The 25,403-nt window shown below is 71.7% G+C and carries 24 protein-coding genes, 1 tRNA gene and 1 pseudogene; 15 read left to right on the top strand and 11 right to left on the bottom strand.

The features are described from left to right. Nucleotides 1–82: 82 nt before the first annotated feature. From ACZ4VI_RS28910 to ACZ4VI_RS28895, 4 genes and pseudogenes are all read right to left on the bottom strand, one after another. The gene (locus ACZ4VI_RS28910) at nt 83–1,000 is read right to left on the bottom strand and encodes a hypothetical protein (protein ID WP_468003906.1); all 918 of its coding nucleotides are present in this window, start codon (nt 998–1,000) and stop codon (nt 83–85) included. Further along, nucleotides 997–1,713, bottom strand: coding sequence for a S1 RNA-binding domain-containing protein (locus ACZ4VI_RS28905; protein WP_468003957.1), 717 nt, complete (start codon nt 1,711–1,713; stop codon nt 997–999). Before ACZ4VI_RS28905 ends, ACZ4VI_RS28910 begins: the two co-directional genes overlap by 4 nt. Before the next feature lie 799 nt (nt 1,714–2,512). Then, nucleotides 2,513–2,695: a helix-turn-helix domain-containing protein gene (locus tag ACZ4VI_RS28900; protein ID WP_468003955.1), complete on the bottom strand. Its 183-nt coding sequence runs from the start codon at nt 2,693–2,695 to the stop codon at nt 2,513–2,515. Next, nucleotides 2,665–3,054 (bottom strand): annotated as a pseudogene (locus ACZ4VI_RS28895) (DUF6188 family protein); the annotation flags it as partial. The pseudogene ACZ4VI_RS28895 and the gene ACZ4VI_RS28900, both read right to left, overlap by 31 nt. 131 nt (nt 3,055–3,185) lie before the next feature. Here ACZ4VI_RS28895 and tnpA point away from each other — a divergent pair. Further along, on the top strand, nt 3,186–3,659 hold the full coding sequence (gene tnpA, locus ACZ4VI_RS28890) for an IS200/IS605 family transposase (RefSeq protein ID WP_468003904.1): 474 nt from the start codon (nt 3,186–3,188) through the stop codon (nt 3,657–3,659). An 87-nt stretch (nt 3,660–3,746) separates the two neighbouring features. Here the strand turns inward: tnpA and ACZ4VI_RS28885 are convergent, their stop codons facing one another. Both ACZ4VI_RS28885 and ACZ4VI_RS28880 read right to left on the bottom strand, forming a co-directional pair. Beyond that, nucleotides 3,747–4,622 (bottom strand): spermidine synthase, encoded by an 876-nt coding sequence (locus ACZ4VI_RS28885; protein WP_468003902.1) that lies wholly within the window; start codon nt 4,620–4,622, stop codon nt 3,747–3,749. Nucleotides 4,623–4,693: 71 nt separating this feature from the next. Further along, a complete protein-coding gene (locus ACZ4VI_RS28880; protein ID WP_468003900.1) occupies nt 4,694–5,116 on the bottom strand; it encodes a hypothetical protein in 423 nt (140 codons plus the stop codon). A 223-nt stretch (nt 5,117–5,339) separates the two neighbouring features. Between ACZ4VI_RS28880 and ACZ4VI_RS28875 the strand changes: the two genes are divergently transcribed. Further along, entirely contained in the window at nt 5,340–6,629 is a 1,290-nt protein-coding gene (locus tag ACZ4VI_RS28875; protein WP_468003898.1) for a tetratricopeptide repeat protein, read from the top strand. A 24-nt stretch (nt 6,630–6,653) separates the two neighbouring features. Here ACZ4VI_RS28875 and ACZ4VI_RS28870 read toward each other — a convergent pair whose 3' ends face one another. After that, nucleotides 6,654–7,247, bottom strand: coding sequence for a histidine phosphatase family protein (locus ACZ4VI_RS28870; protein WP_468003897.1), 594 nt, complete (start codon nt 7,245–7,247; stop codon nt 6,654–6,656). Nucleotides 7,248–7,402: 155 nt separating this feature from the next. On the opposite strand from ACZ4VI_RS28870, the gene ACZ4VI_RS28865 reads away from it, so the two are divergent. The 3 genes from ACZ4VI_RS28865 (at nt 7,403) to ACZ4VI_RS28855 (ending at nt 11,698) form a co-directional block, all read left to right on the top strand. Next, the gene (locus ACZ4VI_RS28865; RefSeq protein WP_468003895.1) at nt 7,403–8,563 is read left to right on the top strand and encodes a hypothetical protein; all 1,161 of its coding nucleotides are present in this window, start codon (nt 7,403–7,405) and stop codon (nt 8,561–8,563) included. Between the two features lie 220 nt (nt 8,564–8,783). Further along, on the top strand, nt 8,784–10,373 hold the full coding sequence (locus ACZ4VI_RS28860) for a hypothetical protein (protein WP_468003893.1): 1,590 nt from the start codon (nt 8,784–8,786) through the stop codon (nt 10,371–10,373). After that, nucleotides 10,370–11,698 (top strand): AAA domain-containing protein, encoded by a 1,329-nt coding sequence (locus tag ACZ4VI_RS28855; protein WP_468003891.1) that lies wholly within the window; start codon nt 10,370–10,372, stop codon nt 11,696–11,698. Before ACZ4VI_RS28860 ends, ACZ4VI_RS28855 begins: the two co-directional genes overlap by 4 nt. Nucleotides 11,699–11,701: 3 nt before the next feature. On the opposite strand, the gene ACZ4VI_RS28850 is transcribed toward ACZ4VI_RS28855, so the two are convergent. Continuing rightward, nucleotides 11,702–12,292 carry a peroxiredoxin-like family protein gene (locus ACZ4VI_RS28850; RefSeq protein ID WP_468003889.1) on the bottom strand — a complete coding sequence of 197 codons (591 nt, stop codon included), beginning with the start codon at nt 12,290–12,292 and terminating at the stop codon, nt 11,702–11,704. 69 nt (nt 12,293–12,361) lie between these two features. Between ACZ4VI_RS28850 and ACZ4VI_RS28845 the strand changes: the two genes are divergently transcribed. From ACZ4VI_RS28845 to ACZ4VI_RS28830, 4 genes are all read left to right on the top strand, one after another. Next, a complete protein-coding gene (locus tag ACZ4VI_RS28845) occupies nt 12,362–12,979 on the top strand; it encodes a TetR/AcrR family transcriptional regulator (RefSeq protein ID WP_468003887.1) in 618 nt (205 codons plus the stop codon). A gap of 87 nt (nt 12,980–13,066) precedes the next feature. Then, nucleotides 13,067–13,426 carry a hypothetical protein gene (locus tag ACZ4VI_RS28840; protein WP_468003885.1) on the top strand — a complete coding sequence of 120 codons (360 nt, stop codon included), beginning with the start codon at nt 13,067–13,069 and terminating at the stop codon, nt 13,424–13,426. A 517-nt stretch (nt 13,427–13,943) separates the two neighbouring features. Beyond that, nucleotides 13,944–14,567, top strand: a complete 624-nt coding sequence (locus ACZ4VI_RS28835; RefSeq protein ID WP_468003883.1) for a bifunctional DNA primase/polymerase — start codon at nt 13,944–13,946, stop codon at nt 14,565–14,567. After that, nucleotides 14,558–14,631 (top strand) — tRNA-Lys (locus ACZ4VI_RS28830). Before ACZ4VI_RS28835 ends, ACZ4VI_RS28830 begins: the two co-directional genes overlap by 10 nt. A 104-nt stretch (nt 14,632–14,735) precedes the next feature. Here the strand turns inward: ACZ4VI_RS28830 and ACZ4VI_RS28825 are convergent. Beyond that, nucleotides 14,736–16,013, bottom strand: coding sequence for a M6 family metalloprotease domain-containing protein (locus ACZ4VI_RS28825; RefSeq protein ID WP_468003881.1), 1,278 nt, complete (start codon nt 16,011–16,013; stop codon nt 14,736–14,738). Nucleotides 16,014–16,339: 326 nt separating this feature from the next. Between ACZ4VI_RS28825 and ACZ4VI_RS28820 the strand changes: the two genes are divergently transcribed. Further along, entirely contained in the window at nt 16,340–18,307 is a 1,968-nt protein-coding gene (locus ACZ4VI_RS28820; RefSeq protein ID WP_468003879.1) for a putative bifunctional diguanylate cyclase/phosphodiesterase, read from the top strand. A gap of 87 nt (nt 18,308–18,394) precedes the next feature. Here the strand turns inward: ACZ4VI_RS28820 and ACZ4VI_RS28815 are convergent, their stop codons facing one another. Continuing rightward, nucleotides 18,395–20,092: a glycosyl hydrolase family 18 protein gene (locus ACZ4VI_RS28815; protein ID WP_468003877.1), complete on the bottom strand. Its 1,698-nt coding sequence runs from the start codon at nt 20,090–20,092 to the stop codon at nt 18,395–18,397. Nucleotides 20,093–20,339: 247 nt separating this feature from the next. Continuing rightward, complete coding sequence (locus ACZ4VI_RS28810; protein WP_468003875.1) at nt 20,340–21,446, bottom strand: LLM class flavin-dependent oxidoreductase; 1,107 nt, start codon at nt 21,444–21,446, stop codon at nt 20,340–20,342. A gap of 119 nt (nt 21,447–21,565) precedes the next feature. Here ACZ4VI_RS28810 and ehuB point away from each other — a divergent pair, with 119 nt between their 5' ends. The 5 genes from ehuB to ACZ4VI_RS28785 all read left to right on the top strand — a co-directional run bounded on the left by ehuB (nt 21,566) and on the right by ACZ4VI_RS28785 (nt 25,394). Then, nucleotides 21,566–22,432, top strand: a complete 867-nt coding sequence (gene ehuB / locus ACZ4VI_RS28805; protein WP_468003873.1) for an ectoine/hydroxyectoine ABC transporter substrate-binding protein EhuB — start codon at nt 21,566–21,568, stop codon at nt 22,430–22,432. Then, nucleotides 22,429–23,088 carry an ectoine/hydroxyectoine ABC transporter permease subunit EhuC gene (gene ehuC, locus ACZ4VI_RS28800; protein WP_468003871.1) on the top strand — a complete coding sequence of 220 codons (660 nt, stop codon included), beginning with the start codon at nt 22,429–22,431 and terminating at the stop codon, nt 23,086–23,088. The genes ehuB and ehuC overlap by 4 nt, the downstream gene beginning before the upstream one ends. Further along, entirely contained in the window at nt 23,085–23,735 is a 651-nt protein-coding gene (gene ehuD, locus ACZ4VI_RS28795) for an ectoine/hydroxyectoine ABC transporter permease subunit EhuD (RefSeq protein WP_468003869.1), read from the top strand. Before ehuC ends, ehuD begins: the two co-directional genes overlap by 4 nt. Continuing rightward, nucleotides 23,725–24,468, top strand: coding sequence for an ectoine/hydroxyectoine ABC transporter ATP-binding protein EhuA (gene ehuA / locus ACZ4VI_RS28790; RefSeq protein ID WP_468003867.1), 744 nt, complete (start codon nt 23,725–23,727; stop codon nt 24,466–24,468). Before ehuD ends, ehuA begins: the two co-directional genes overlap by 11 nt. Before the next feature lie 167 nt (nt 24,469–24,635). Next, a complete protein-coding gene (locus ACZ4VI_RS28785; RefSeq protein WP_385146207.1) occupies nt 24,636–25,394 on the top strand; it encodes an IclR family transcriptional regulator in 759 nt (252 codons plus the stop codon). Nucleotides 25,395–25,403: the final 9 nt, after the last annotated feature.

Below are 25,403 nucleotides of genomic sequence, written 5' to 3'. Positions count from 1 at the left end.
AGCCAAATCCCAACATGCGCAGGGGTCGCACGGTCATATACACCGGCTGACGATCAATCCCATTGGCCGTCATTGTCGGCGGTCATGTGGTCGTCGGAGCGTTGTCGTTCGCTTCGGGGACGTAGCCGCAAAGTTGCGGTGCGCATTCGGCCTTGTGGTCTCTGTCCCAATGGTAGGTGTCTCGCTCGATGGAGCGGACGCGGTGGACGAGTCGCAACTGGGCTTTGCGGGACAGAGTCGAGGGCAACGCTGTGAAGGTCTCCGGGCGTACGGCGACCAGGCCGCTGACCTGCTCTCCGTTGTACATCTGCAGCAGCGTGGTGCACTGCCACCAGTCGATCTTGCCGCCGCGACCGTCTGGGGTGCCGGGCCAGTAGTAGTGGGCCGGGTCCGGGAGCAGATAGTGGACGGCGTCGGGGGCCAGGTGGGCCCGGAGCCATGCCGCGCTTCCACTCAGGCCGAGCCGGAGCCGTCGGGCCTCGTCGTCCAGGGCGCAGATCGCTTCGGTGTCGAGGGCCTTGAGAACGTTCGCTACCGGAGGCAGTGGCTGGCGCCCGGCTGGGGCCTTGACCGGCCAGCGCCTGAGCAGAAGGCTGACCCGTTGCTGCGGTGTCCTCGGCGACGGGTCCTTGCGGGAGGCAGGCAGTGGCGGGGGTGGCGTCCAGATTAGTCCTGCCTGTTCGATGTGATGCAGCATCCATGCCCGCGCCTCCGGGCCGGCGGTGTTCCAGACCCAGCTCATCGGTCGTTCGGCCATCGCCTGATCGAAGCTCCCAGGGGACTTGCCCCGACGGGACGGCTTCCAGGGGCGTGGCCGTGCGACGCCCGGAAGATTGTGGCTCAAGTCGGCCAGGAATCTGATGCGGTCCAGAGCCTCGTCAGGGGAGTTGTCCTGCGCCACGTGCTGTGCGCTTCCGGCCAGATGGCGGATCTCGGTGAACGCCCTGGCCGCCAGAAGCGCGGCTATGTCCCGGTCGAGCTCGGCCTCCTGGCTCCTCATGCCGATCCGTCCTTATTGCCGCCCTGAGGGCGGGTTGTGCGGGCCTGGGCGTGCGACAAGGCAATGCGGCAGCGCGCGGTATCGACCTCAATGATCTTCACGGTGAGGGCGTCACCGACCTCGATGTCTTTCTCGGACGATTCATTCAGCTCGCTGGTGTGCACCAGCCCCTGGAAGCCGTCCTCTCGGTCTTCGATGCGGACGAAGACGCCGAACGGGACGATCTTGGTGACCGGTCCGGTGACCACCTGCCCGATTCGCTGTGCGACCTGCGGCCACGGGTCTTCCTGCACTGCTCGGAGCGACAGCGGCACTCGTTCCCGGACCATGTCGACGTCGAGGACCTCGGCTGTGATCTCCTGGCCGACGCTGACGACGTCGGACGGGTGGTTGATCGGACGCCAGGACAGTTCCGGAATGTTGATCATTGCGGTGAAGCCGCCGATGTTCACGAAGGTGACGCCGAAGCCGGCGATGGTTGTGACCGTGCCGGTGACGACCTGGCCTCGCCGCAGGGTCTTCAGGAAGGCCCAGTCCCGGTCGCTGGGCGTTGGTTCGGTCTGCCAGCGTGCGCGGAGAACGCCGTCGCTGTCGGGCAGTACAGCGGTGAACAGCGGGTGGCGCTCATCGGTAGCCAGGGATACGACGCCGGCAGCACGCGCGCTGGTGATCTGGGAGGTCGCTGCCTCGAATTGAGTCTCGTCCACGACCATGCTGGTGATCCGCCCGTCCTCGTCCTCCCAGAGGATTTCCATCAGGCCCTCCTCGGGCAGAGAGCCCATGGCCCCGTCTACGTCGGTGAGCAGGTCCGGCCAGACGGCCAGTTGGGCGCGAGGGGCCAACTGGGAGCGCACTGCCTCGATGTTGTCGCGGGTGAGGCGGTGCCAGCGGGAGGCGTTCGCGGCGTAGGTCTCCTCCAGGAACGTGGCGCGGTGGGCGCTGACCGTCCAGTGCAGACGGGCCCAGAAGTCGGCGTCGGCCGGGCGCTGTACGTGCTCTGGGTCATCGGGGGCGAAGTCGTACGGCGATGCGTGCAGGCGTTCCGGGAAGAGTCCGAGCGAGCGGGTGCGGGCCAGCGCCGCTTCGCAAGGGCGGCTGCTGCCGATGTAGAGGTACTGGTCCCAGCCGACGTGCACGGTGAATGCTCCCTCAGCCTCCAGACGGCACCAGGCGCCGTTGTCGCGGAGCATGGCCCGGACGAGTTCCAGACCGGCGGCCATCGGTACCAGGGCACCGTCGTGGAACCCGGTGAGGCCGGCCGGGAAGAGGTCGGCCAGGCCGTAGCCGTCGACCGGTGGCTCCAAACCGAAGTGGGCGAAACCGCCGATCTGCGGCTCGCGGATGGCCAACTGGTCGACACCGGCTTCTTCGGCGAAGGCGGCGATGGCCTGCAGGTATGCGGTTTCGACCGGTCCGTGGTCACTGGTCGCAGGCTCGACGCCGGCGTAGTGGCCGTGCTGATCGCGGTCGGCAGGGTCGTACTTGGTGACCTGATAGACGTATGGCAGCACGTCACTGCCCGCCGGAGGTTGAAGGCGCTGCTGCTGGGGCCTGGTGGCGTTCAAGGACGCGGTACACCGTGGCGCGGCTGGCGGAGAAGAGCTCGGCGAGGTCGGCGATGGTGTGCTCGCCGGACTGGTGCTGCTGGACCGGGTGACGGCAAGGTCGCCACCGGGCAACGAGATGAAACGCCATCCTCGTGGTTCTGTGACCTGCCAGGCTTCGAACGACGCGTCGACCGAACACGTCAGATGCATGCCGTTGTCGAACACCATCCGCAGGACGCCGGACTTGAACACAACCGCGGACAGAACCTTCGCCCCGAATAGTGGAAGAGCCGCAGCCACGTCCTGGGACTCCGGCGTCAGAGGCAGGCCAGGACTGGTGTGGAGTGACCCAGTCGAGAGCCGAGCTGGTGCTTCCAGCACGACTTCCCACCCTGCGTCCAGGACGAGGGTCAGCCGAAAGTCGATGCTGATCCTGACGACACTCAGGCCTCGGAGGTTCAGGACCCACCGGTCCGCGTGCTCGACCGGCTCCACTTCAGTGCTCATCACGACACCATGGTCCACTCCGTCGCAGGCACCAAGGGATTTCGCTCCTCCTCGGCATCACCCTCTGCTGAGGCGTCGATGCTCACTGCCGCTGGACGTTCCGCAGAAGCCAGCTTCGCTGAGCAACTGCAGTGCGACGGGACACGAGTGGCCTCCCCATCAGCGGGAAACGATCTTCGGCCAGCTGGGAAGCGATCTTCAACCGCTTCTGTTTTGCCTGGACAGCGGTACTCGTGAACACCCCCCACTTGGTCTTCACGCCAAAATACCGGCGCGGACCATTCACCGACGAGATCCTGCGCCACTGCGAAGAGGTCATGCGCTCTGTCTGCGCGGACTTCGAGACCGAGCTGGTCGAATTCAACGGCGAGACTGATCACGTGCACCTGCTGTGCACTATCCACCGAAGGTTGCCCTGTCCCGTCTGGCCGGCTCACTCAAGGGCGTCTCCGCCCGCAGGCTCCGACAGGAGTTCCCGGGCCACATCCGCAAGTACCTGTGGGGCCCAACACTTCTGGTCATCCTCCTACTTCGCCGCCTATTGCGGAGGAGCCCCGCTGTCGATCATCAAGGAGTACATCGAGAACCAGAAGCGCCCCGGCTGAGCCAGCAGTACCGCCCCGTGCGACCGTGCGGGTCAGAGCAGTCAAGAGAAGCGATTCCTCCCGGGCGTGAACGCCCGGGGTTCCTCGCTAGATCCTTCTGAACACCGACGCAGGCGGTACGGGTGAGGGCTTGGCGCTGGCATCGGTGACCGGGGCCGCCCCGCCGGTGAAGTCGGCGAGCGCGCGGCCGTGTTCGACCCGGCCCGCGTGCGGGTCGGTCGCCACCCGGCGGGTCAGCTCGGCGACGGGCAGCTCGCGGTCGGAGGCGAGGAGCACGGCGTTCCCGAAACGGCGGCCGCGCAGTACGGTCGGGTCGGCGGTCAGCGCGAGCTCCGGGAAGACGGTGGCGGCGGTCGCGATCTGGCCGCGCAGGTGGGTCAGCGGCGGGCCGTCGGCGAGGTTCGCGGCGTAGAAACCGCCGGGCCTCAGGACCCGGCGGACCTCGGTGAGGAACTCGGTGCTGGTCAGATGCGCGGGCGTGCGCGCCCCGCTGAAGACGTCGGCGATGATCAGGTCCGCCCAGCCGTCCTGCACCTTGGCGAGCCCGGCCCGGGCGTCGGTGGAGCGGACCCGGATCCGGGCGGCCGTGTCGAGGGGCAGCTCGCGGCGGACGAGCTGGACCAGCGGCCCGTCGAGCTCCACGATCTGCTGGGTGGAGCGGGGCCGGGTGGCGGCGATGTAACGGGCGAGCGTGAAGGCTCCGCCGCCGAGGTGCACGACCTGGAGGGGCCGGTTCGGCGGTGCGGCGAGGTCGGCGATGTGGCCGAGGCGCCGCTGGTACTCGAAGGAGAGATGGCCCGGGTCGTCGAGGTCGACGTGCGACTGCGGGGCGCCGTCGATCAGCAGCGTCCACCCGCGGGGCCGCTCCCGGTCGGGTATGAGCTCCGCGAGCCCCCCGTCGACGGTCTCGACGACGGCGCCTGCCGCCTTTTCACGCTGCTTGTTCCTGGCCACATGCCCCATTATCGGCGCCCGCGCACCCGGCCCGCCCCACGAGGAGGCCGGGGCCGCAGGCCAGAGCCCGCCCGGGAGGGCTAGTGGCAGCCGTCGGCCGCCTCGATCAGGCGGGCCGCCTGGCCGAGGGCCTCGCGGAGGACCGCCGGGTCGGTGACCTCGCCGGTGTCACCGGGCGGCAGGAGCCAGCCGGCACCGGCGGGCTCGGGCAGCTCCGGCAGCTCGGGGATCCGCAGGCCCCGCCCCGAGGTCTGCGTACAGGCGCTGCCCGGCATGTCCCAGCCCGCCGCCGTGCCGGGCGGTACCAGGAAGCCGAGGGTGTCGCAGGCCCCGTCGTGCAGCACCGGGCCGACGACCGGGGTCCCGCCCCGGCGGAGGATGTCCACGGCTTCCAGGCCCTGGCGGACCGGCACGGTCACCAGGTCACAGGGCTCGGCGTGCGGGGCGCTGGCGTCCGGGGTGGGCGCATGCCGCGCGGTCGACTGCGATCCGATCTCCAACAAGGGGACCCCTCCTCACTCATGAGAAGACACGTTCCGTCTCTCCGCATGGTTCAACGTCCGTGCGCGTCAACGGCTACGGCGGCACGCCGCCGCAAAGGATGGCAGTTCATGGCAGATCGCGAGCGAGATATCCGATTTGTTGCTAAACCCTGCGTGCGCGTCCGGTCACAGCAGGTACGTTCTTGCCCGCCGGAACACCGGCAGCACAGGAGAGGGCTCGGCCATGGCGGTGTCAGGGGCAGTTCCCAATCTCGCCTTCCGCCGGCTCCGCGGACAGCACTCGCCGGCGGAGTTCGCCGCGGCCGTCCGCCGGGCGGCGCGGGAGATCGGCGAGCAGGTCGCGTGCGACGCCCGCTACATCGGGCGCGTGGAGGCGGGCGAGATCCGCTGCCCCAACTACGCGTACGAGCGGGTGTTCCTGCACATGTTCCCCGGTCTCTCCCTGGCGGACCTGGGCTTCTCGGCGCGGGAGGCGGTACGCGGCCGACGGCCGACCGCCTCGGCCGGGGCACTGCCCCCACCCGCCATCACGACCCGGAACGATGAGGAGAGCGACGTGCTGCGTCGCGCATTCATGACGAGCGGCACCGCCACCGTGGCGGCCGCCTCGCTGGGATTCGGCGGCACCGCCGTCGCGATCCCCGCCCCCCGCGGGGCCCACAGGATCGGCGAGGCCGAGGTCCGCGCCGTCGAGGACGCCGTACGGCAGATCCGGCTGCTCGACGACCGGCACGGCGCCGACGGTCTGTACAAGTCAGCCGCTCAGCCGCTGCGGGCGGCGTACGCCCTGCTCGACGCGGGCACGTCGGCCCGCCGCTCCACCGAGGACCGGCTGCACGCCGGCGCGGGCGAGCTCGCGATCTCCGTCGGCTGGCTGGCCCACGACTCCGGCCGCCTCGACGACGCCCGCTCGCACTACGCGGAGGCCCTCGCCACCGCGCGCGTGGCGGGCGATCCCGCCCTGGAGGCGCACGCCTTCTGCAACACGTCGTTCCTGGCCAGGGACGCGGGACGGTACCGGGAGGCGGTCCGCGCCGCCCAGGCCGGCCTGCGGGCCGCACAGCCGCTCTCCTCCGCCCGGCTGCTCTCCCTGCTCTCCCTTCGGGAGGCGGGGGCCTGGGCCGGACTCGGCGACCGGGCCGCCTGCGAGCAGGCCCTCGGCCGGGCCCACACCCACTTCGCGCGGGGCCAGGGCGACAGCGACCCGGAGTGGATGTCGTTCTTCGGGGAGCCGGAGCTGGAGGCGCTGGAGGCCGGGTGCTGGGCGGCGCTCGGCGACTGGGGCCGGGCCGCCCGCCACGCCCACCGCGCGACCGTCCTCCAGAACCCCCACTTCGCCCGCAACCTCGCCCTCTATCGGGCCCAGCTGGCGTGCGACCTGGCCCACGCGGGCCGCCCGGACGAGGCGGCGGCGGAGGCGCGGCGGGTGGTGGACTCGCTGGGCGACGTCCAGTCCTCCCGTATCCGCCGCATCCTGACGGAGACGAGCCGGGTCCTGGCGACCGCCCGCTGAACGACTACTCCAGGTGCCCCGCGTCTACTCCAGGTGCCCCGTGTCGTTCCAGCGCTCCAGGGCCGGCATGCCGTACGCCCAGCCCAGGACCGACAGGCTCGTCGGGTCGAGGCGGATCCGCGCGCCGAACGAGATGTCCTCGCCCAGCCAGCGCGCCCCGAGCGTGCGCAGGATGTGCCCGTGCGCGAAGACCAGAACGTCCCGGTCCTCCGAGCGCGCCCACTCCACGACCTCGTCGGCCCGCGCCGAGACGTCCGCGAGGCTCTCGCCCTCCGGCACGCCGTCGCGCCACAGCAGCCAGCCGGGCTGGATCTCCTGGATCTGCGCCGGGGTCAGCCCCTCGTACGCCCCGTAGTCCCACTCCATCAGCGCGTCCCAGTCCCGGGCCCGCTCGCCGAAGCCCGCGATCTCGCAGGTCTCCCGCGCGCGTACCAGCGGGCTGGTACGGATCTCCAGGTTGGGCAGCCCGTTCCACGCCCCCCGGTGCAGCCGCTCGCCGAGCAGCTTCGCGCCGCGTCGGCCCTCGTCGAGCAGCGGGATGTCGGTCCTGCCGGTGTGGCGGCCGAGCAGCGACCATTCGGTCTGGCCGTGCCGGGCGAGCAGGATGCGCGGTGCCATGAAGGCTCTCCAGGGGTTCACGTATCGGGTGTGGCGTAGGGGGTGTCGTAGGGGGTGTCGTTCCATCATCACCCACGTGAATTCGCGGCGACGCTCGCCCGGTCGGTACGCGCGTGGGGCCCCGCTTGTCAGTGGCGGATGGGAGACTTCCGCGGGTGAGCGAATCCCTGGGCAGCGGAGCTCCTCGACCTCCGCACACGACACTGCGCCACCGGCTGGCCGAGCTGCGTGGACCGGCCGTGGTGCCGCATCCGCTGGACGCGCGGGCGTTGGCGGCGCTGGCCGCCAACCCCGGCTGCCGGCGGCGTGCGCTGCTCGACGGCGCCGGGGTGGACAAGACCGTGCTCGCGGCGAAGCTCGGCTCGCCGGCCGCCTTCGGGCAGTCGCAGTTCGCGTTCATGCGGGGCAACGCCTTCGAGGCGAAGGTCAAGGCGGACGGCGGGCGCGAGCTGCTGCGGCTGCTGGGCATCGAGGAGCCCGGGGCGGTCGCGGTCCCGGACCTCACGGCGGCCGGACCCGAGGGCCGCGCTGCCCGCACCGCCCTCGCGCTGCGCGAGGCGACCGCCGCGGGGCGGTGGGCGCTGCTCGACCACCCGATGCTGGCGCTGGAGGTGGCGGGCTCCCCCGCCTATCTGGAGCCCGACGCGGTGGTGGTGCATCCCGACGGCCGGTGGACGGTCGTGGAGATCAAGTCGTTCCCGATGATCGATGGTTCGGCGGACGCCTCCAAGGTGGGCGCGGCGGCCCGCCAGGCGGCGGTGTACGTCCTGGCCCTGGAGCGGGTCGCGGCGCTGACGGAAGGCGCCGAGGTGGCGCACAGCGTGCTCCTCGTCTGCCCGAAGGACTTCTCCAACCTGCCGACGGCCTCGGTCGTCGACGTACGCAAGCAGCTGGCGGTGACCCGCCGTCAGCTGGGCCGGCTCACCCGGATCGAGGACATCGCCGCCGCGCTGCCGGAGGGCGTCACGTTCGATGTCGAGGCCTGCTCGGCGGAGGAGCTGGCGGCGGCGGTGGAGTCGGTTCCGCATGCGTACGCGCCGGAGTGCCTGTCCGCGTGCGAACTGGCCTTCCACTGCCGGGAGCGGGCCCGGCTCGCGGGCGCGGTCGAGGCGCTGGGCCGTTCGGTACGGGGCGAGTTGGGCGGCCTGACCACGATCGGGGCGGTCCTGGCGGCGGCCCGCGGCGAGGAGGGCGACGCGGCCGACCCCACGGTCGAGGCGCTCCGCCGGGCGCGGGCACTGCGCGACGAGGCGCTGGCGCAGGCCCGGGCGGCCGCGCCCGCGCGGATCCCCGGGCAGGAGGCGCTCGCATGCTGACCCGCCCCCCGGCCCCGGCGCGGCGCGCCGGTCACCACGCGCAGGACGCGCGCACAGGATCCCTCGGGATCACCGACCACCCGGGCACGACGCGCCTCGGCCAGACCACCGACCACCCAGGTACGCCAAGCCCCAGCCGGATCACCGACCGCCCCGGCACGGCACGCCCCGGCCGGATCACCGACCACCCTGGCACCGCACGCCCCCGTGGAGGCTGCTCATGTCGTTGATCTCCACCCTCGCCCGGCTCGAGGCCGTCGAGTCCGGGCGGGCGCAGCCGTTGGCCACGGTGCGGCACCGGCATGTGTCGGGGCGGCCGCTCGTCCTCGTACCGCTGACGACGGCCGGTGAGGCGGGCGCGCCGCTCGGGGCGCTCGTCGGGACCGACCGCGAGGAGCCCCGGCTCCTGGTCGTCGCGCAACCGCGCGACCGGGACCTGCGGTTCGCGTTCCTCGCTGACCTGGCCGAGGAGGTCCTGCCGTACATCGATGCGTTCACCGACATCGTGGAGCCCGCCGAGCGCAACGAAACCGATCCCGAGACCGGGAAGAAGGTCAAGGTCGAGGTCGCTCTCTGCGCGGACGCGCCGCAGTTGATCGTGCCGAGCCGGGCGGGCATCGAGTACGTACGGCTGCTCGGGCGGTCGATGCGGTTCCGGCGGACGGCCGAGCAGGACCCGGAGACGCCGTTCCCGGCCCCGCCGCGCGTGCCGCTCCTCGGCCGCTGGCTGACGCACCTCGGCGAGCGGGCGCGGGTGCCGGGCTCCTCGCTGCTGCTCTCGGCGACGGACCTGCTGAACCGGCACTGGGCGACGGGCCAGTCCTCCCTGGAGGACCAGCACCTCGGCGCCCTGCTCGCCTGGATCGACCCCGACGACGGGCAGTCCGGGGCCGAGGCGGCGCTGCGGGCCGAGCTCGGCCGGGACAGGGACGGTCAGTTGCTGTGCCCGCCCGCCGGTCCCGCGACCGACCCGGCCTTCGACAACCGGCTGCTCGCGCCCGCGATCGAGCGCTTCGACCGGGCCCGGCAGGCGCTGGCCTCCGCCGAGGACGGCGAGAGTGCCGACGCGCGCCTTGCCGAACTGCACCGCGCCGAGCGGGAGATCCGCCGGCTCATCGTCTCCCAGCTCACGCCCACCTGGGACGCGGTGTGGCGGGCACTCGACCTGCTGCGGGAGCTGCCGGAGGGAGCGCGGGTGGCGGACCGCTGGACCCGCGACCGCTGGTCGTTCACCGGCCACCGCGACCGGGTCACGGCGGGCGAGCCGCCGCAGCCGCGCCGCGACGACGCGGTGACGGCGGCGCAGAAGCTGGCCGCGCGCGAGTCCGCGCAGGGCCAGCTGGAGGCGCAGGAGGCCCTGGACGATCCCCTTGTCCTCGCCGGGCGGCGGTTCGCGGGCGAGGCGTTCGTCACGGAGGTGGTGGAGGTGACGATGGCCTGGTCGGAGTCGAAGCGCCCCTCGCCGCGCCCGCTGCTCGCGGTCCGTACGGACGACCGCCCGCACCTGGGCGTGGGGGTCAAGGTGTACCGCTCGCTCGAAGGCAAGCCGCAGACGGCCGAGTTCGTACGGTACGAGGAGGACGGCTCGCTCGTGCTGCGGGTCATGGACCGGATGGGCCGGTCGAAGGAGCCCGCCGAGGGGTCGGTGCCCGAGAAGGGCGAGCGGATCGCCTGGACGCTCTTCGAGCATGACCAGCGGGTGGGCGCGAAGCTGCCGGACCCGGAGGAGACGCCCTGGACGCACGGCGGGCCGCCGCGGTCCGACGTCGCCGAACTGCCCGACACCGTCACGCCGGAGGACCTGCTGTGACCCTCGATCCCTCGTCGGCGGCCGCGCGGGCGACCGCCGACATCCTGGCCGACACGCTGCACGGCGACGCCCGCGGCGTGGTCGTGGACTCCCCGCCGGGGGCCGGCAAGTCGACGCTCGTGGTCCGCGCGGCGCTCGAACTGGCGGAGGCGGGGCGGCCGTTGATGGTCGTCGCGCAGACGAACGCCCAGGTGGACGATCTGGTGCTGCGGCTCGCGGAGAAGCAGCCGGACCTGCCGGTGGGGCGGCTGCACTCCAACGACAGTGATCCGTACGACAAGGCGCTCGACGACCTGGAGAACGTACGGAAGTCGGCGAAGGCGGGGGATCTGACCGGGCTTCCGGTGACGATCTCGACGGCCGCGAAGTGGGCGCATGTGAAGAACGTGGAGCCGTGGGCGCACGCGATCGTGGACGAGGCGTACCAGATGCGCTCGGACGCGCTGCTGGCGGTGGCGGGGCTCTTCGAGCGGGCGCTGTTCGTGGGCGACCCCGGGCAGTTGGATCCGTTCTCGGTGGTCGGCGCGGAGCAGTGGGCGGGACTGTCGTACGACCCGTCGGCGTCCGCCGTCTCCACGCTCCTCGCGCACAATCCGGATCTGCCGCAGCACCGGCTGCCGGTGTCGTGGCGGCTGCCGGCGTCGGCGGCGCCGCTGGTGTCCGACGCGTTCTATCCGTACACGCGGTTCCGCAGCGGTACGGGGCCCGGTGACCGGCGGCTCACGTTCGGGGTGGCGTCGGACGGCTCGGGTCCCGACCGGGTCCTGGACGAGGCGGCGGAGTCGGGCTGGGGCCTGCTGGAACTCCCGGCGCGGCACACTCCGCGCACGGACCCCGAGGCGGTCGGGGCGGTGGCGCTGGTGGTCCGCCGGCTGCTTGACCGGGGCGGCGCGGCGGTTTCGGAACGGTCTCCCCACCCCACGCCCCTGACCCCGGACCGGATCGCGGTCGGCACGGCCCACCGCGACCAGGCGGCGGCGGTGCGGGCGGCCCTTGCGGAGCTGGGCGTCTCGGGCGTGACCGTGGACACGGCGAATCGGCTCCAGGGCCGGGAGTACGACGTGACGGTGGTCCTCCACCCGCTGTCGGGCCGCCCCGACGCCACGGCCTTCCACCTGGAGACGGGCCGCCTGTGCGTCCTGGCCTCCCGCCACCGCCACGCCTGCATCGTCGTCTGCCGCGCGGGCGTGACGGACCTCCTGGACGACCACCCCTCGACGGAGCCGGTCCAGCTCGGCGTCACGATCAAGTTCCCGGACGGCTGGGAGGCGAACCACGCGGTGCTCTCGCACTTGGCAGAACACCGCGTGACCTGGCGCCCCTGAGGGTCAGCCCGTCGTCGGGGTGAGGCCGTCGAGGTCGGTGGCGCGGGTCGCGGCCGCGTGGGTGAGGAGTTCGTCCACCGGCCACTGGTCGTCGGCGTGTTCGCCGTACTTCACGGCGGCGACGCGGCCGTCGGGGGCGATCAGGAAGTCGGCGGGCAGGCCGAACCGGCCGCCCCGCGGGTTGAGCACCGGCGGGCGTTCGCGGCCGCGCACCATCTCCCAGGTGCCGAGGAGTACGGCCCGGGCCACGGGCCACCAGGCGCGCGGGGAGAACAACGAGCGGGGCGAGGTCTCGACGCCGTACGCCGCGTAGAGCCGCTTCTCGGGGTCGGCGACGACCGGGAACGGCAGGCCGTCCAGGTGCGGGTGGAGTTCCTCCGGCGGTGAGTGGAAGACCACGACCTCCCGGATGCCGGCCGCCTCGATCTCCGCGTGCCTGCGGACGAACGACCGCAGGTGGAGGTGGCAGATCGGGCAGCCGGCGAAGCGGCGGAACTGGAGGTGGACGAGGCGTTCGGGGTCCGGCACGGCGACCGGCGGGCCGAGGACCGGGTCGAGCGTGCGGGCGGGGGCGGGCGCGCCGGGCATGAGCATGGAACAACCTCCACGTAGGCGTACGGCGTACCCCTAAGAGCGTAGGCGTATGGCGTACGCTGTCAACCCATGCCCCGCCCGCGCTCCCTCACCCAGGACCAGCTGGCCGCCGCCGCCCTCGCCGTCATCGACCGCGACGGACTCGCCGGCCTGTCGATGCGCACCGTCGCCAAGGAGCTCGGGATGAGCACCATGGGGCTCTACCGGTACGTGGCCGACCGCGACGAACTCGAAGGGCTCGTCGCCGAGCGCGTCCTGAGCTCCGTCGACCCGACTCCGCCGCCGGCCGCCGGCGCGCCCTGGCGGGAGCGGATCGAGGTCATGGTCCGGCGGCTGCGCGACAGCGTCGGCGCGCACCCCGCCGCCGTGCCGCTGACGCTCACCCACCGGCACCGGCTGCCCGGACTGCTGCGCTGGTCGGAGTCGGTGCTCGGGCTCCTGGCCGAGGCCGGGATCGAGGGCGAGGAGCGGGTCGTCGCGCTGCGCGGCCTGATCGGTTACGTCGTCGGGGCGATCCAGCTCGAACACCTCGGGTCCCTCGCCGGGGCGGGGACGACGGCCATCGCGGAGCTGCCGGAGGACCGTTTCCCGTACATGACGGACGCGGCCCGGCACGCCCCGGGCGTCGACGCCGAACGGGAGTTCTTCGGCGGGCTCGCGGTGTATCTGCGCGGCCTCGGCGACTGATCACCGGCCCGCCCCCTTGCGCGAGGCGGGACAATGGAACGGAGGCCCGGGTTTCCGGGCCGCGTGCGTGCGAGGAGGAGAAGGACGATGGCGGAATCCGCGGAGCGGAACGTACAACGGCGGCTCCGGCCCGCCCCGCTGATCTTCGAGCCCGCCGAGGCGACCGCCGACCCGGAGCACTTCTTCGACCTGGAGTCGATAGAGGATCCGCGCGAGCTGCTGGCGCGCGCGACCGAGCTGACGCTCGCGTTCCGCGCGGCGACGGACCGCGCGATCGAGTACCAGGCGATGGCGGCGGCCCAGCTCGCCGACCCCCGCCGCTTCGACCGCCTGACGGCGGCGGACGTAGCGGAACGAGCGGAATGGACGGAGGACTACGCCCGCCGCATGATCGCCTTCGGCCGCGACCTCCTCCGCACGACGACGGACACCCCAAAGGACGACTAGCCCGGCGGGCGACGGATGCGGGCGGAGGACCGGCCCGGCGGACAGCTGGTCCGGCGGGACGGCCGGCCCCGGCGGGGGACCCGGGCCGGCGCACGGCTGGTCCGGCGGGACGGCCGGCCCCGGCGGGGGACCGGGCCGGCGCACGGCTGGTCCGGCGAGACGGCTGGTCCGGCGAGACGGCTGGTCCGGCGAGACGGCTGGTCCGGCGACACGGCTGGCCCCGGCGGGCGACCGGCCCGGCGCACGGCTGGTCCGGCGGGACGGCCGGCCCCGACGAGCGACCGATGCCGGCAGAGGACCCGGCCGACCGCCAGTCCGGCCGACCCCCGCACCGGCCCGCGGCCGGCCCCGGCGGCGCATGGCGCGTGCCGGTCGGCGGCGGCCGAGGCGCCGCAGCTTGTGGCGCCACCGTCGCCTGGCATATGCCGGGGCGAAAGATACTCCCCCCGCCCCACCCCTGTCCGGGTTTCCGGCAACACTCGGAAACCGGGTCGTCACTGGCGGTAGATCTTGACCCATGAGCGCATGGCTGCGAGACAACACGCCCCTGAGCCCCGCCCGGAGCGACGCCGAGGACGAGCGGTGTCATCAGTCCGCGCACGTCACCGCCGACGGCGCCGAGTGGCTCGCGTCCGCCGCCGCGTATCCGCGTTCCACGCTCGCGCTCTGGGAGGACAGGCCCGCCGCCCCCGCCGTGCTCCCCTGCGGCACGGCCTTCGACGTCGTGAGCGTGGACGCGATCTTCGGGCGGCGGATGCTCGAGCGGCTCTGGGCGGAGGGCCCGGGCTCCGGGCCCGTCGCTCTCCACCGGGGGCGGATGCTGCTCTTCGCCGCGCCCGGTACCGCCCAGCGGTTACCGGCGCTCCTGCGCTGGGAGGAGTGGGGCGACGCCGTCCCGCCCCCGCTCTGCCACGGCACCGGGGACGCCGTGACGATCCCCCCGCTCACGCCCCTCCAGCGCCCCGGCCCCCGCTGGGTCGTCGCCCCCGACACCCGCCACCCCTGGCTGCCGGGCCCCGAGGTCATGCTCTGGGCCTGCGTCCGGGCGGTTCGCGCCGCCTCGGCCGTGGACGTGCGGATATCGATTTTTCCTCCCGCCGATCAGGGTGCTAAGGTCTACGACGTCAGCAGGCGCCGCTAGCTCAGTTGGTTAGAGCAGCTGACTCTTAATCAGCGGGTCCGGGGTTCGAGTCCCTGGCGGCGCACAGACGAAGAAGGCCCCTCGCGCAAGCGAGGGGCCTTCTTGCATACGCCGCATACGCCGCATACGCCGCATACGCCGCATACGCCGCATACGCCGCATACGCCCTCACACTGACGGCACCGTCACCTTCACCGTCCACGCCCCCGCCGGCGTCCGGTCCGCCACCTCCACCCGCGTGCCCTCCCCCGGCACCGTGAACGTCTCGCCCACCCGCAGCGGCGCGTCAGCCAGTGGCGGGTACACCGAGCGGTCCCAGCAGGCCTCGGTCCGCGGATGGGTGTCCACGACCTCGATCGGCCCGTCCCCGGACGCCGCCTCGTTCCGTACGCGGTAGATCAGCACGCCCTCCGTACAGGTGTCCTGGTCGTTGCCCGTCGCCCCGCGCGCCTCGATCGCGAGCGCCGTGCCCGTCCCCGTCCGTACGACCGCGAGCCGGTTGCCGACCGAGCCGCCGGCCACCGGCGCCGCCGCCAGCGGCTCCAGGCTGAGCAGACGGCTGCCCGGCCCCTCCACGCAGGTCACCTGGCGCCGCTCCAGCCAGCCCAGCTTCCACTTGTGCCAGCCGAAGAGTTCCGGGGCGAGCCCGAACTGGCTGCCCATGACGTCCCAGTCCCCCACATGGGTGTCCCAGTCGCCCTTGCCGTCCATGGGCCGGTGGTAGAGGTCCGGCAGGTCGAAGACGTGCCCGGTCTCGTGTGCCAGCACGTTGCGGTCCGGTGGGTGCCGCTCGAAGACGGTGACGACCCGCTTGATCTCCTTGCCGTCCACCGTGACCGGGTGCTCCAGGTTGACGACCTTCGTGGCGTCGGAGTCCACGCCCGGCGCGTCGGGGTCGGCGACCAGATAGACGATGTCGTACCGCGAGAAGTCGACCTTCTGGTTCGCCGCCCCGAGCGCGTCGCGCAGATACGCCGTCCGCTTCGCCGCGTCCCAGTCGCGCCGTATGGCGTACGCCGTCGAGTCCTTCGGCATCACGGTCCACTCCGGCCGGGTGTGCGCGCGCAGCGCGAAGCGTCCGTACGAGGCGCGGCGGAAGAAGTCGCTCGTGCCGGGGAAGTGGTCGGCGGCCAGTTCGCCGGGGGTGGTCAGCGGGGCGGAGTCCGGGAACGACAGGAAGATCATGACCGCGTCGAGGGAGCGGGCGGGCTTCGGATAGGCGCCGTTCCAGGTGTCCAGGCCGAGGGAGTGGTGCGCGGCGGTACGGGGCAGGGCGCACGGACCGGCCGAGGGGGCGCCCACGGCGGGGCCCGCCACGAGTCCCGTCGCGGCGAGCGCCACGAGGGAGGTGAAGGCCGCGGCGGAGGCACGCAGCCGCGCTCGTTCCACTCCCCCGGGTGGCTGCTGACCCCTCACGTGGACCTCCGGCTGCGGAATGCGGGACACCTCACCCACCTTGTGACGGTTTGCGGTGTTTCGCACTTTTCCGCTGCCCCAGTCGGGTGAGCGGGCGACATGGCGTCGACGCGACACGCGCCTTCATCGGCTCACGGAACGTCACAATCGGTCAGGCCCCCGCCGACCCGCGTCAGACCCGCGCAGAAACGATCGGCCGGGCCGCGTCGGGGGGAGCCTCACGGCCTCCGTCGGGCCGGAGGGCACCCATGAAGCTGGAATGACCCCGGGGACTGCCCCTATGATCGGCACACTTTCCTTGGCCGACCCCATCCCGACCACATCTGAACGGCCCAACTGCACTACGGGAGCGAGCGGTGAGCGGAACCCCCGAAGGACCGGTGCACACCCGGCTCTCGCCCGCACGGGAGCCGATGCCTATGATCACGGAGCGTGATCATTTCCGCCCGCCCGACAATGTCCGCCCGCCCGACAACGCCTGCCAGCCCGACAACGTGCGCCCGCCCGATCACGTCCGCCCGCCCGACGCGGAACTCCGCGACTACCGCGCCGCCTTCCGGGCCGCGCAGCTCGCCATGGCCGTCGTCGACCAGGACGGCCTCGTCGTCGCCGCCAACGACGCCCTCGGCACCCTCTTCGGCACCGAGTCCGGCGCGCTGCGCGAGCAGGCCGCCGCCGACCTCGTCGACCTCGCCTCCGACGGCCGCACCTGGCACGCGTACCGCGAGGTGCTGCGCGGCCGCCGCTCCCGCTTCCGCTGCACGCGCCGGCTCAAGCACCCCGACGGGCGCTCGCTCTGGGCCGAGGTCACCGTCGCCCCCGTGCCCGACAGCCCCCGCGTCCTGCTCTCCATCGCGGACATCAGCGACCGGCGCGAGCTCCAGGCCCGGCTGCGTCACCTCCAGATGCACGACCCGGTGACCCGGCTGCCGAACCGGACGCTGTTCTTCGAGCGCCTCTCCGTCGCCCTGGAGACGGCGGCCGCCCAGGACGAGGAGTCCGCCGACTGCCCGCCCTCACACCCGTCGTACCAGTCCTACGACTCGTACGAGTCCTACGAGTCGTACAGGCATGGCGGAACAGGGCGGATCGGCATCTGCTACCTCGACCTCGACGGCTTCAAGGCCGTCAACGACACCCTCGGGCACCGGGTCGGCGACCGGCTGCTCGCCGCCGTGGCCGCCCGGCTGACGGAGTGTGCGGACAACGACGGGTACACCAGGAGCGGCGGACACCTGGTCGCCCGGCTCGGCGGCGACGAGTTCGCCATCCTCGTCGAGGACTCCACCGGCACCGAACAGGTCGCGGATCTGGCGCAGTCCGTGCTCTGCGCGCTCCAGCGGCCCTTCGACCTCGCCGGGCAGCGGCTCTCCGTCTCCGCCTCGATCGGCGTGGTGGAGCGGGGCGCCCGCGGGACGACCGCGACGGGCCTGATGCAGGCCGCCGACACGACGCTGTACTGGGCGAAGGCCGACGGCAAGGCGCGCTGGACCCTCTTCGACCCCGAGCGCAACGCCCACCGGATGACCCGGCAGGCGCTCTCCTCCACCCTCCGACCGGCCGTGGAGCGTGGGGAGTTCGCGCTGGAGTACCAGCCGCTGGTCGGGCTCGCGGACGGAGCGGTCCACGGTGTGGAGGCGCTGGTGCGCTGGAACCACCCGCAGTTCGGCACGCTCGCGCCGAATCGGTTCGTCGGGATCGCCGAGGAGGACGGCTCGATCGTCGAGCTGGGGCGGTGGGTGCTGCGCACCGCGTGCCGCCAGGCCCGGCAGTGGCAGCAGGGCCATCCGCGCGAGCGTCCGCTGTTCGTGAGCGTCAACGTGGCCGTACGGCAGGTCTGGGACTCCGACCTGGTGGCGGACGTGGCGGGCATCCTGGCGGAGACCGGTCTCCCGCCGCATCTGCTCCAGCTGGAGCTGACCGAGTCCGCGGTGATGGGCTCGGCGGGCCGCCCGCTCCAGGCGCTCCAGGCGCTGAGCGACATGGGCGTACGGATCGCCATCGACGACTTCGGGACGGGCTACTCGAACCTGGCGTATCTGAGCCGGCTCCCGGTCTCGGTCCTGAAGCTCGACGGATCGTTCGTCCGCGGCTTCCAGGACGAGGCGCACGCCAACCCGGCGGACGAGCTGATCGTGGAGGCCCTGGTCCAGCTCGCCCACCGGCTGGGCCTGACGGTCACCGCCGAGTGCGTGGAGACCTCGGGGCAGGCGACCCGGCTGCGGCGCATCGGCTGCGACACGGGGCAGGGCTGGCTGTACTCGCGGGCGGTGGCCCCGGACCGTATCGCGGAGTTGATCGGGGCGTCGGCTCTCCCCGTCTGAGTGCGGGCATGGAACTGCCCCCGGCCGGAGGGACATCCGGGCGGGGGCAGTGGTCATTTCAGTGGGGAACCAGCAGGCAGCGGGGCATCAGCAGGCGCCCTGGTCCTTCCAGACGCCCCACTCGCCGGTCGTGCCCGGCGTCTCGTTCTGCGTCCACCACTGGGCGAGCCACTTGCGGCCGTTGTGGGAGACGACCGTGCCGCCGGTGTAGACCGTGCCGGCCACGTACGCGGGGACCGAGCCGCAGCCGGTGGGCGGAGTGGTGGTCTGGGTCGGGGTCGGCGTGGGGGCCGTGGTCGGCGGGGTGGTGGGCGGCGTGGTCGGCGGGACGGTGGTGCCGCCGAGGGCGTCGCTGATCTGGTTGAGCAGCGTGATGTTGGTGTCCAGGCCGAGGAGCGAGTACATCATCGCGCCGGCCAGGCCGCGCTGCTTGCCGTAGTCCACCCGGGCCTGGATGGAGCGCTGGTTCAGGCCGGTGAAGAACTCGCCGTCCTTGTAGAAGTACGAGGCCTTGGCCTGGTCGTCCCAGAAGGTGGTCGCCGCGTTGTCGACGACGCCGCCGAGCTCCTTGTAGTGGGCGATGCCGGCCTGCTGGCTGAGCGGGCGGGCCGTCGAGGCGCCGGTGGCCGGCTGCGCGAGGCCGTTGGCGGAGCCCGCCGGGACGCCCTTCCAGCCGCGGTAGTAGAACTCGTAGCCGAGCGTCAGCTTGTTGGCCGGGAAGCCGCCGGCGATGCCGTAGGCCGGCTTGCCGTCGATCCAGGAGTCGATCGCGTTGTCGATCGAGTACTTCTCGGTGCCCGGCGCGATGGGGTCGGTCGGGTCGTTCGAGCCGGAGTACAGCGGGGACTGGTGGTACGTCGGCCCGTCGCCGTCCCAGGCTCCGTGCATGTCGTACGTCATGATGTTCGCGTAGTCGAGGTACGCGCCGATCTTGTCCGTCTCGATGTTCTTGATCTTGTCCTGGCCGGCCGGGAGGGCCGCGGTCAGCAGGTACTTCTTGCCGCCGTGGGCCGCGCCGTACTCGTCGAGCTGCTTGCGGAACTCGGCGAGGAGCAGCGTGAAGTTGGCCTTGTCCTCAGGGCCGTAGTGGTTGCCGAGGTGGCCGTCGGGCGAGCCGGGGTACTCCCAGTCGATGTCGATGCCGTCGAAGATCCCGGCGGCGGTGCCGGGGCCGCCGTAGCCGCCCTCGACCGGCAGGTCGCCCTGGATGTACTGCTTGATGCAGGAGGCCACGAGCTTCTTGCGGCTCGCGTCCGTCTTCGCCGCGTCGTGGAAGTACTTGGAGTACGTCCAGCCGCCGAGCGAGATGTTGATCTTCAGGTGGGGGTACTTCGCCTTCAGTTCCTTGAACTGGTTGAAGACGCCCACGATCGGCTGGTCCCACTTGTCGGCGACGCCGTCGACGCTGTCCGCGGCCGCGAAGGAGCGCTGGTAGTCGGCGTACGAGTCGCCCGCGCCGTCACCGGCGTTCGGGTTCGCGTCGTCGCCGGCCGCCTTGTTGGCCTCGAAGCAGGTGAGCTCGGTCGGGTGGATGTTCCCGAACGAGTAGTTGATGACGTCCAGTTTGCCCGCGATGCCCCGCGTGTCGAGGTGCTTGGGGTAGAAGGCGTTCCCGTACACGCTCCACTGGTCGTAGTACGCGATGCGGACTTTGCCGTCGGCGGCGGCTGCGGTGGTGGCGGTGCCGGCCGCCTGGGCGGACCCGAGGCCGACGGTCGCGGCGAGCGCGCCTGCGGCGAGGGCCGTGCTCACGAGCGCGGCGATCAAGGGCTTGCGGGGGTGCACGAGCGGGCCTCCGAGGGGGATATGAGGGGTACGCGGTACAGCAGTGGGAGAAGAGATAGCCCCTGCGCGAACGGCACGTCAATGGTCTGAACCAGATTGAGGACTAGACCAATTCGCGCGAGAAAGCCCTTGTCAGAGCGGTGCAGCACAAAAGCGGACCGCCCGCCACCACAGGTGACGAGCGGTTTAAGGTTCACTTAGGGGTTGCGGAGCCGGCCGTTCCGGGGTGGACCAACCGGCCCAGGAGTCAGCCGAGTTCCGGCATGCCGTACGCGTCCGCGATCAACTCGTAGCTGCGCAGCCGGACATCGCCGCCGTGCGCGTTGGCCGTGATCATCAGCTCGTCGGCGCCGGTGCGCTTGCGCAGATCGTCCAGGCCCGTCCGGACCTCGTCCGGTGTGCCGTGGACGACGTTCACGAGCCAGCTGTCCACGAACTCCCGCTCCGTCGGGCTGAAGGGATACGCCTCCGCCTCCTCCGGCGTCGGGATCAGTCCCGGGCGGCCGGTGCGCAGCCGCAGCATCGACAGCGCGCCCGTGAGGACCTGGCGGCGGGCCTCCTTCGGGTCGTCATGGGCGAGCGCGGCGACGCTGATGAGCGCGTAGGGCGCGTCGAGGACCGCCGAGGGGCGGAAGGAGTCCCGGTAGAGGTCGAGGGCGGGGATCGTGTTCCGCGCCGAGAAGTGATGGGCGAAGGCGAACGGCAGGCCGAGCGTCCCGGCGAGGCGCGCGCTGAAGCCGGAGGAGCCGAGCAGCCAGACCGGCGGGCGCCCGGAGGGCCCCTGCACCGGGCCGGGCACGGCGTGGATCCGGGCGTACGGATGCCCGTCCGGGAAGTCGTCGTCGAGGAACCGGGTCAACTCGGCGAGCTGCTGCGGGAAGCCTTCCCCAAGCTCTCGGCTTCGCTCGAGCAGGGGAGACCCCAATGCCCCCTCGCCCAAGCGGTCCGTGCGGCGCAGGGCGGCGGCCGTGGCGCCGTCCGTGCCGGGGGCGCGGCCGAGGCCGAGGTCGACCCGGCCGGGGGCGAGGGCCTCCAGCGTGCCGAACTGCTCGGCGATCACCAGCGGGGCGTGGTTGGGCAGCATGACACCGCCCGAGCCGAGCCGGATGCGGCGGGTGTGGGCGGCGAGATGGGCCAGGATCACGGCCGGCGAGGAGGAGGCGACGCCGGGCATGGAGTGGTGCTCGGCGATCCAGTGGCGGTGGTAGCCGCGCCGCTCGGCGAGCTTGCTGATCTCGACGCTGGTGGCCAGCGCCTGGCTCGCGGTCCGCCCGCTGCCGACGGTCACCAGGTCCAGTACGGACAGCGGTACGGGCGAGTCCCCGTGTGCCGTGCCCCGAATCGCGTCGCTCACCGTTGGTCGACCCTTCTGCCCTCGGACGTACGTACGAGGGAAGAGAACAGGAGGCTGTCTCCGGTTATTCCGCGAGGTCCGCAGGAATGACCGGTTCAGCTTCGGGTAGCCGCGCGCCCATGCCTCGATCAACGGAACAGATACGACGGCGGACGGTGCTGTGGGGGACAGCGGCCGCCGCGACGACCGCCGCCGCCGGCTGCGCACGGGTCGCCTCCGGCGACACCCTCGGCCGGCTCAGATCCCAGGGCACCGTCCGCCTCGGCATCGCGGGCGAGGTGCCGTACGGCTACGTCGACGAACAGGGCGCCTTCACCGGCGAGGCTCCCGAGCTCGCCCGGGTGATCTTCGGACGGCTCGGCATTACCGACGTCCAGCCCGTGGCCACCGACTTCGCCTCGCTCATCCCCGGCCTCAACTCCCAGCAGTTCGACGTCGTCTCCGCCGGGATGTACATCAACAAGGACCGCTGCGCACAGGTGCTCTTCGCCGACCCCGAGTACCAGATGCTCGACTCCTTCATCGTCCGCAAGGGCAACCCGAAGAACCTCCGCTCGTACGAGGACGTGGTGCGCGCGAAGGCGCGTTTCGCGACCGGCAGCGGATACGCCGAGATCGCCTACGCCGTCGCCGCCGGCTACCCGGAGCGGGACATCGTGATCCTCCAGGACCAGGTCGCCGGGCTCAACGCGGTCGAGTCCGGCCGGGTCGACGTCTTCGCCGGCACAGCCCTGACCGCCCGCTCGGTGGTCCGCAAGTCCACCAGGGCCGAGGCCACCGAGCCGTTCGCCGCCGTCGTCGACGGCAAGCGGAAGATCGACGGCGGCGGCTTCGCGTTCCGCCCCACCGACTCCGCCCTCCGCGACGCCTTCAACACCGAACTGCATGCGATGAAGAAGAGCGGCGAACTCTTCCGGATCATGCGGCGCTTCGGCTTCACCGAGGCCGAGATGACCACCCTGACCGCCGAGGAGCTGTGCCGATGACCGCGGGACTCTGGCAGAACTGGGTCCTGCCCGGCATCTGGATCACCCTCCAGCTCCTGATCGCCTCCGCCGCGCTCGCCGCGCTGGTCGCCTTCGCCGTCGGCACCGCCCGCACCCACCGCTCCCGTACCGTCCGCTTCCTGGCCGGGCTCTACACCGAGGTCTTCCGCGGCACGTCCGCCCTGATCCTCATGTTCTGGCTGTTCTTCGTGCTGCCGCCGCTGGCCGGCTGGCAGCTCGTCCCGATGTGGGCGGCGATCCTCGCGCTCGGCCTCTCCTACGGGGCGTACGGCGCCGAGATCGTGCGGGGCGCCCTGAACTCCGTACCGCAGGCGCAGCACGAGGCGGGGGTCGCGCTCAGCTTCACGCCCTGGCAGCGGCTGCGGCTCGTCCTGCTCCCGCAGGCCGTGCCCGAGATGATCCCCAGCTTCTGCAACCTGCTGGTCGAGCTGCTCAAGGGCACCGCCCTGGTCTCGCTGCTCGGCGTCGGGGACGTCTCCTTCGCCGCGTATCTGGTGCGGCTCGCGACCCAGGAGAGCGGCGGGATCTACACGGTCACCCTGGTCGTGTACTTCGTGATCGCGCTGGTGATCACCCGCTCGATGAAGGCGCTGGAACGGCGCACCAAGGCGAACCTGGGGGTGGTGGCGAAGTGAACTGGGACTGGTCCGCGGTGGCGGACTTCATGCCGCGCTTCTGGGACGGCGTGCTCCTCACGCTGCAGGTGCTCGTGCTCGGCTCGCTGATCTCGTTCACGCTCGGCCTGGTCTGGGCGCTCGGCTTCCGGGCCCGCAGCCGGCTCGTGCGCTGGCCGGTGCACACCGTCACGGAGTTCGTCCGTACGACTCCGCTGCTCGTGCAGCTCTTCTTCCTCTTCTTCGTGCTGCCGGAGTGGGGCGTGCAGTTCTCCGCCCTGACCACCGGCACGCTCGCGATCGGCCTGCACTACTCGACGTACACCGCGCAGGTCTACCGGGCCGGTATCGACGCCGTACCGGCCGGGCAGTGGGAGGCGGCGACGGCGCTCAGCCTGCCGCGTCACCGGACCTGGCTGACGGTGATCCTGCCGCAGGCCCTGCGCCGGATCACGCCCGCGCTGGGCAACTACGTCATCGCGATGCTGAAGGACACCCCGATCCTGGCCGGAATCGGTGTGCTCGAACTCCTCCAGCAGTCGCGTCTGGAGTCCGCGGCCACCTTCCAGTACACCGAGCCGCTCACGGTGGTCGGTGTGGCCTTTGTCCTGATCGCGTATCCCGCTTCCCTCCTCGTCCGCACTCTGGAGCGCCGCCTTGCCCACTGAAGAGCTGATCCAATTCCAGAACGTCACCAAGCGCTTCGGGGACCAGACGGTCCTCGACGATCTCTGTTTCTCGGTCCGCCCGGGGCGGCACGTGACCCTGATCGGACCCTCCGGTTCCGGCAAGACGACGATCCTGCGGCTCCTGATGACCTTGGAGAAGCCCGACGCCGGAACCATCCGGGTCAACGGCGGGCTCCTCCACCCGGCCGGCGAGAAGGAGCGGCGGGAGGTCCGTAAGAAGATCGGGATGGTCTTCCAGCACTTCAACCTCTTCCCCCACATGTCCGTGCTGCGCAACATCACCGAGGCCCCGGTCCGGACGCTGGGGAGGAGCCGGGAGGAGGCCGAGGCGCGTGGCCGCGAGCTGCTCGACATGGTCGGTCTGGCGGACAAGTGCGAGGCCAGGCCCGCGCAGTTGTCCGGTGGGCAGCAGCAGCGGGTCGCGATCGCGCGGGCGCTCGCGATGGAGCCGAAGGTGCTCCTGCTCGACGAGGTGACCTCCGCGCTCGACCCGGAGCTCGTCGCGGGTGTGCTGGATCTTCTCCGGGAGATCGCCGCGACGACGGATATCACGATGATCTGTGTGACGCACGAGATGAATTTCGCCCGGGACATCTCCGACGAGGTCCTGATGTTCGACGCGGGACGGGTGATCGAGTCCGGTTCTCCGGAAAAAATCTTCTCGGCTCCGGAGCACGCGCGCACCCGCGAGTTCCTCGGCGCGGTGCTCTGACCTCAGACTCTCGTTCAGGGCTTTGACCATGGCATATGCCAGAGTGGTGCGCCCCAGCGTACGGCGCTGGGGCGCCACATCAATCTCGCCAACAGCCGCCCCGAAAACGGAGCTTGACGGCTATCGTGGTACGGAAGCTTGCGGTCACAACCTGGTAGGGGGAAACCGTGGCGCTGAAGCCCGAGCCCACTGCGCCGTTCCACTCGGTGCAATACGCCCTGCGCGTCCTTGAGACGGTCTCACGGCACGGTGGCGGGGTGACGGACGTCCAGATCGCTCGTGAGACCGGTCTGCCCGTCGCCCATCTGTCGTCCCTGCTGCTGATGCTCCGCCGCGAGGGGTACGTCGAGCAGGTCGCCGACGGCGCCTATGTGATCGGCGACTCCCTGGTCCTCCTCGGTTCCGGTCTGACCCGCCGCGAAGCGCTGGAGCAGAAACTCCAGGAGACGCTGACCGAGCTGCGCGACTCCGTCGGCGCGGCGGTCTACATCAGCCGGTACATCGACGGCGAGGTGAAGATCACCCAGTTCGCCGACGGCCCGCGCACGCCCAAGGTCAACGAGTGGGTGGACTTCCGCTCGGCCGCGCACGCCAGCGCGGTCGGCAAGTGTCTGCTGACCCAGCTGGACCAGAACGGCCGCCGCGACCACCTCTCGCGCCACAAGATCGCCCGGCTGACGTCCCGGACGATCACCAACGAGAAGGTCCTCTTCTCCAAGCTGGACAGCCAGCCGCCGACGGTCCCGGTGCTCGATCTCCAGGAGTACGCGGTGGGCACGGTCTGCGCGGCGGTGCCGCTGACGGCCGGGGCGGCCGTGGGCTGCCTGGCGCTCTCGCTGCCGATCGAGCACGCGCACCGGCTGCGCTCGGCGGCGGACACGCTGAACCGCAGGGCGGCTCCGGTGGTGCTGTCGCTGGCGATCTGACGAGATCGG

It is taken from the genome of Streptomyces sp. NPDC029169, from assembly GCF_055563935.1.
Note: the sequence above shows the minus strand (reverse complement) of the source record. Positions and strands in the feature narration are given on the sequence as shown.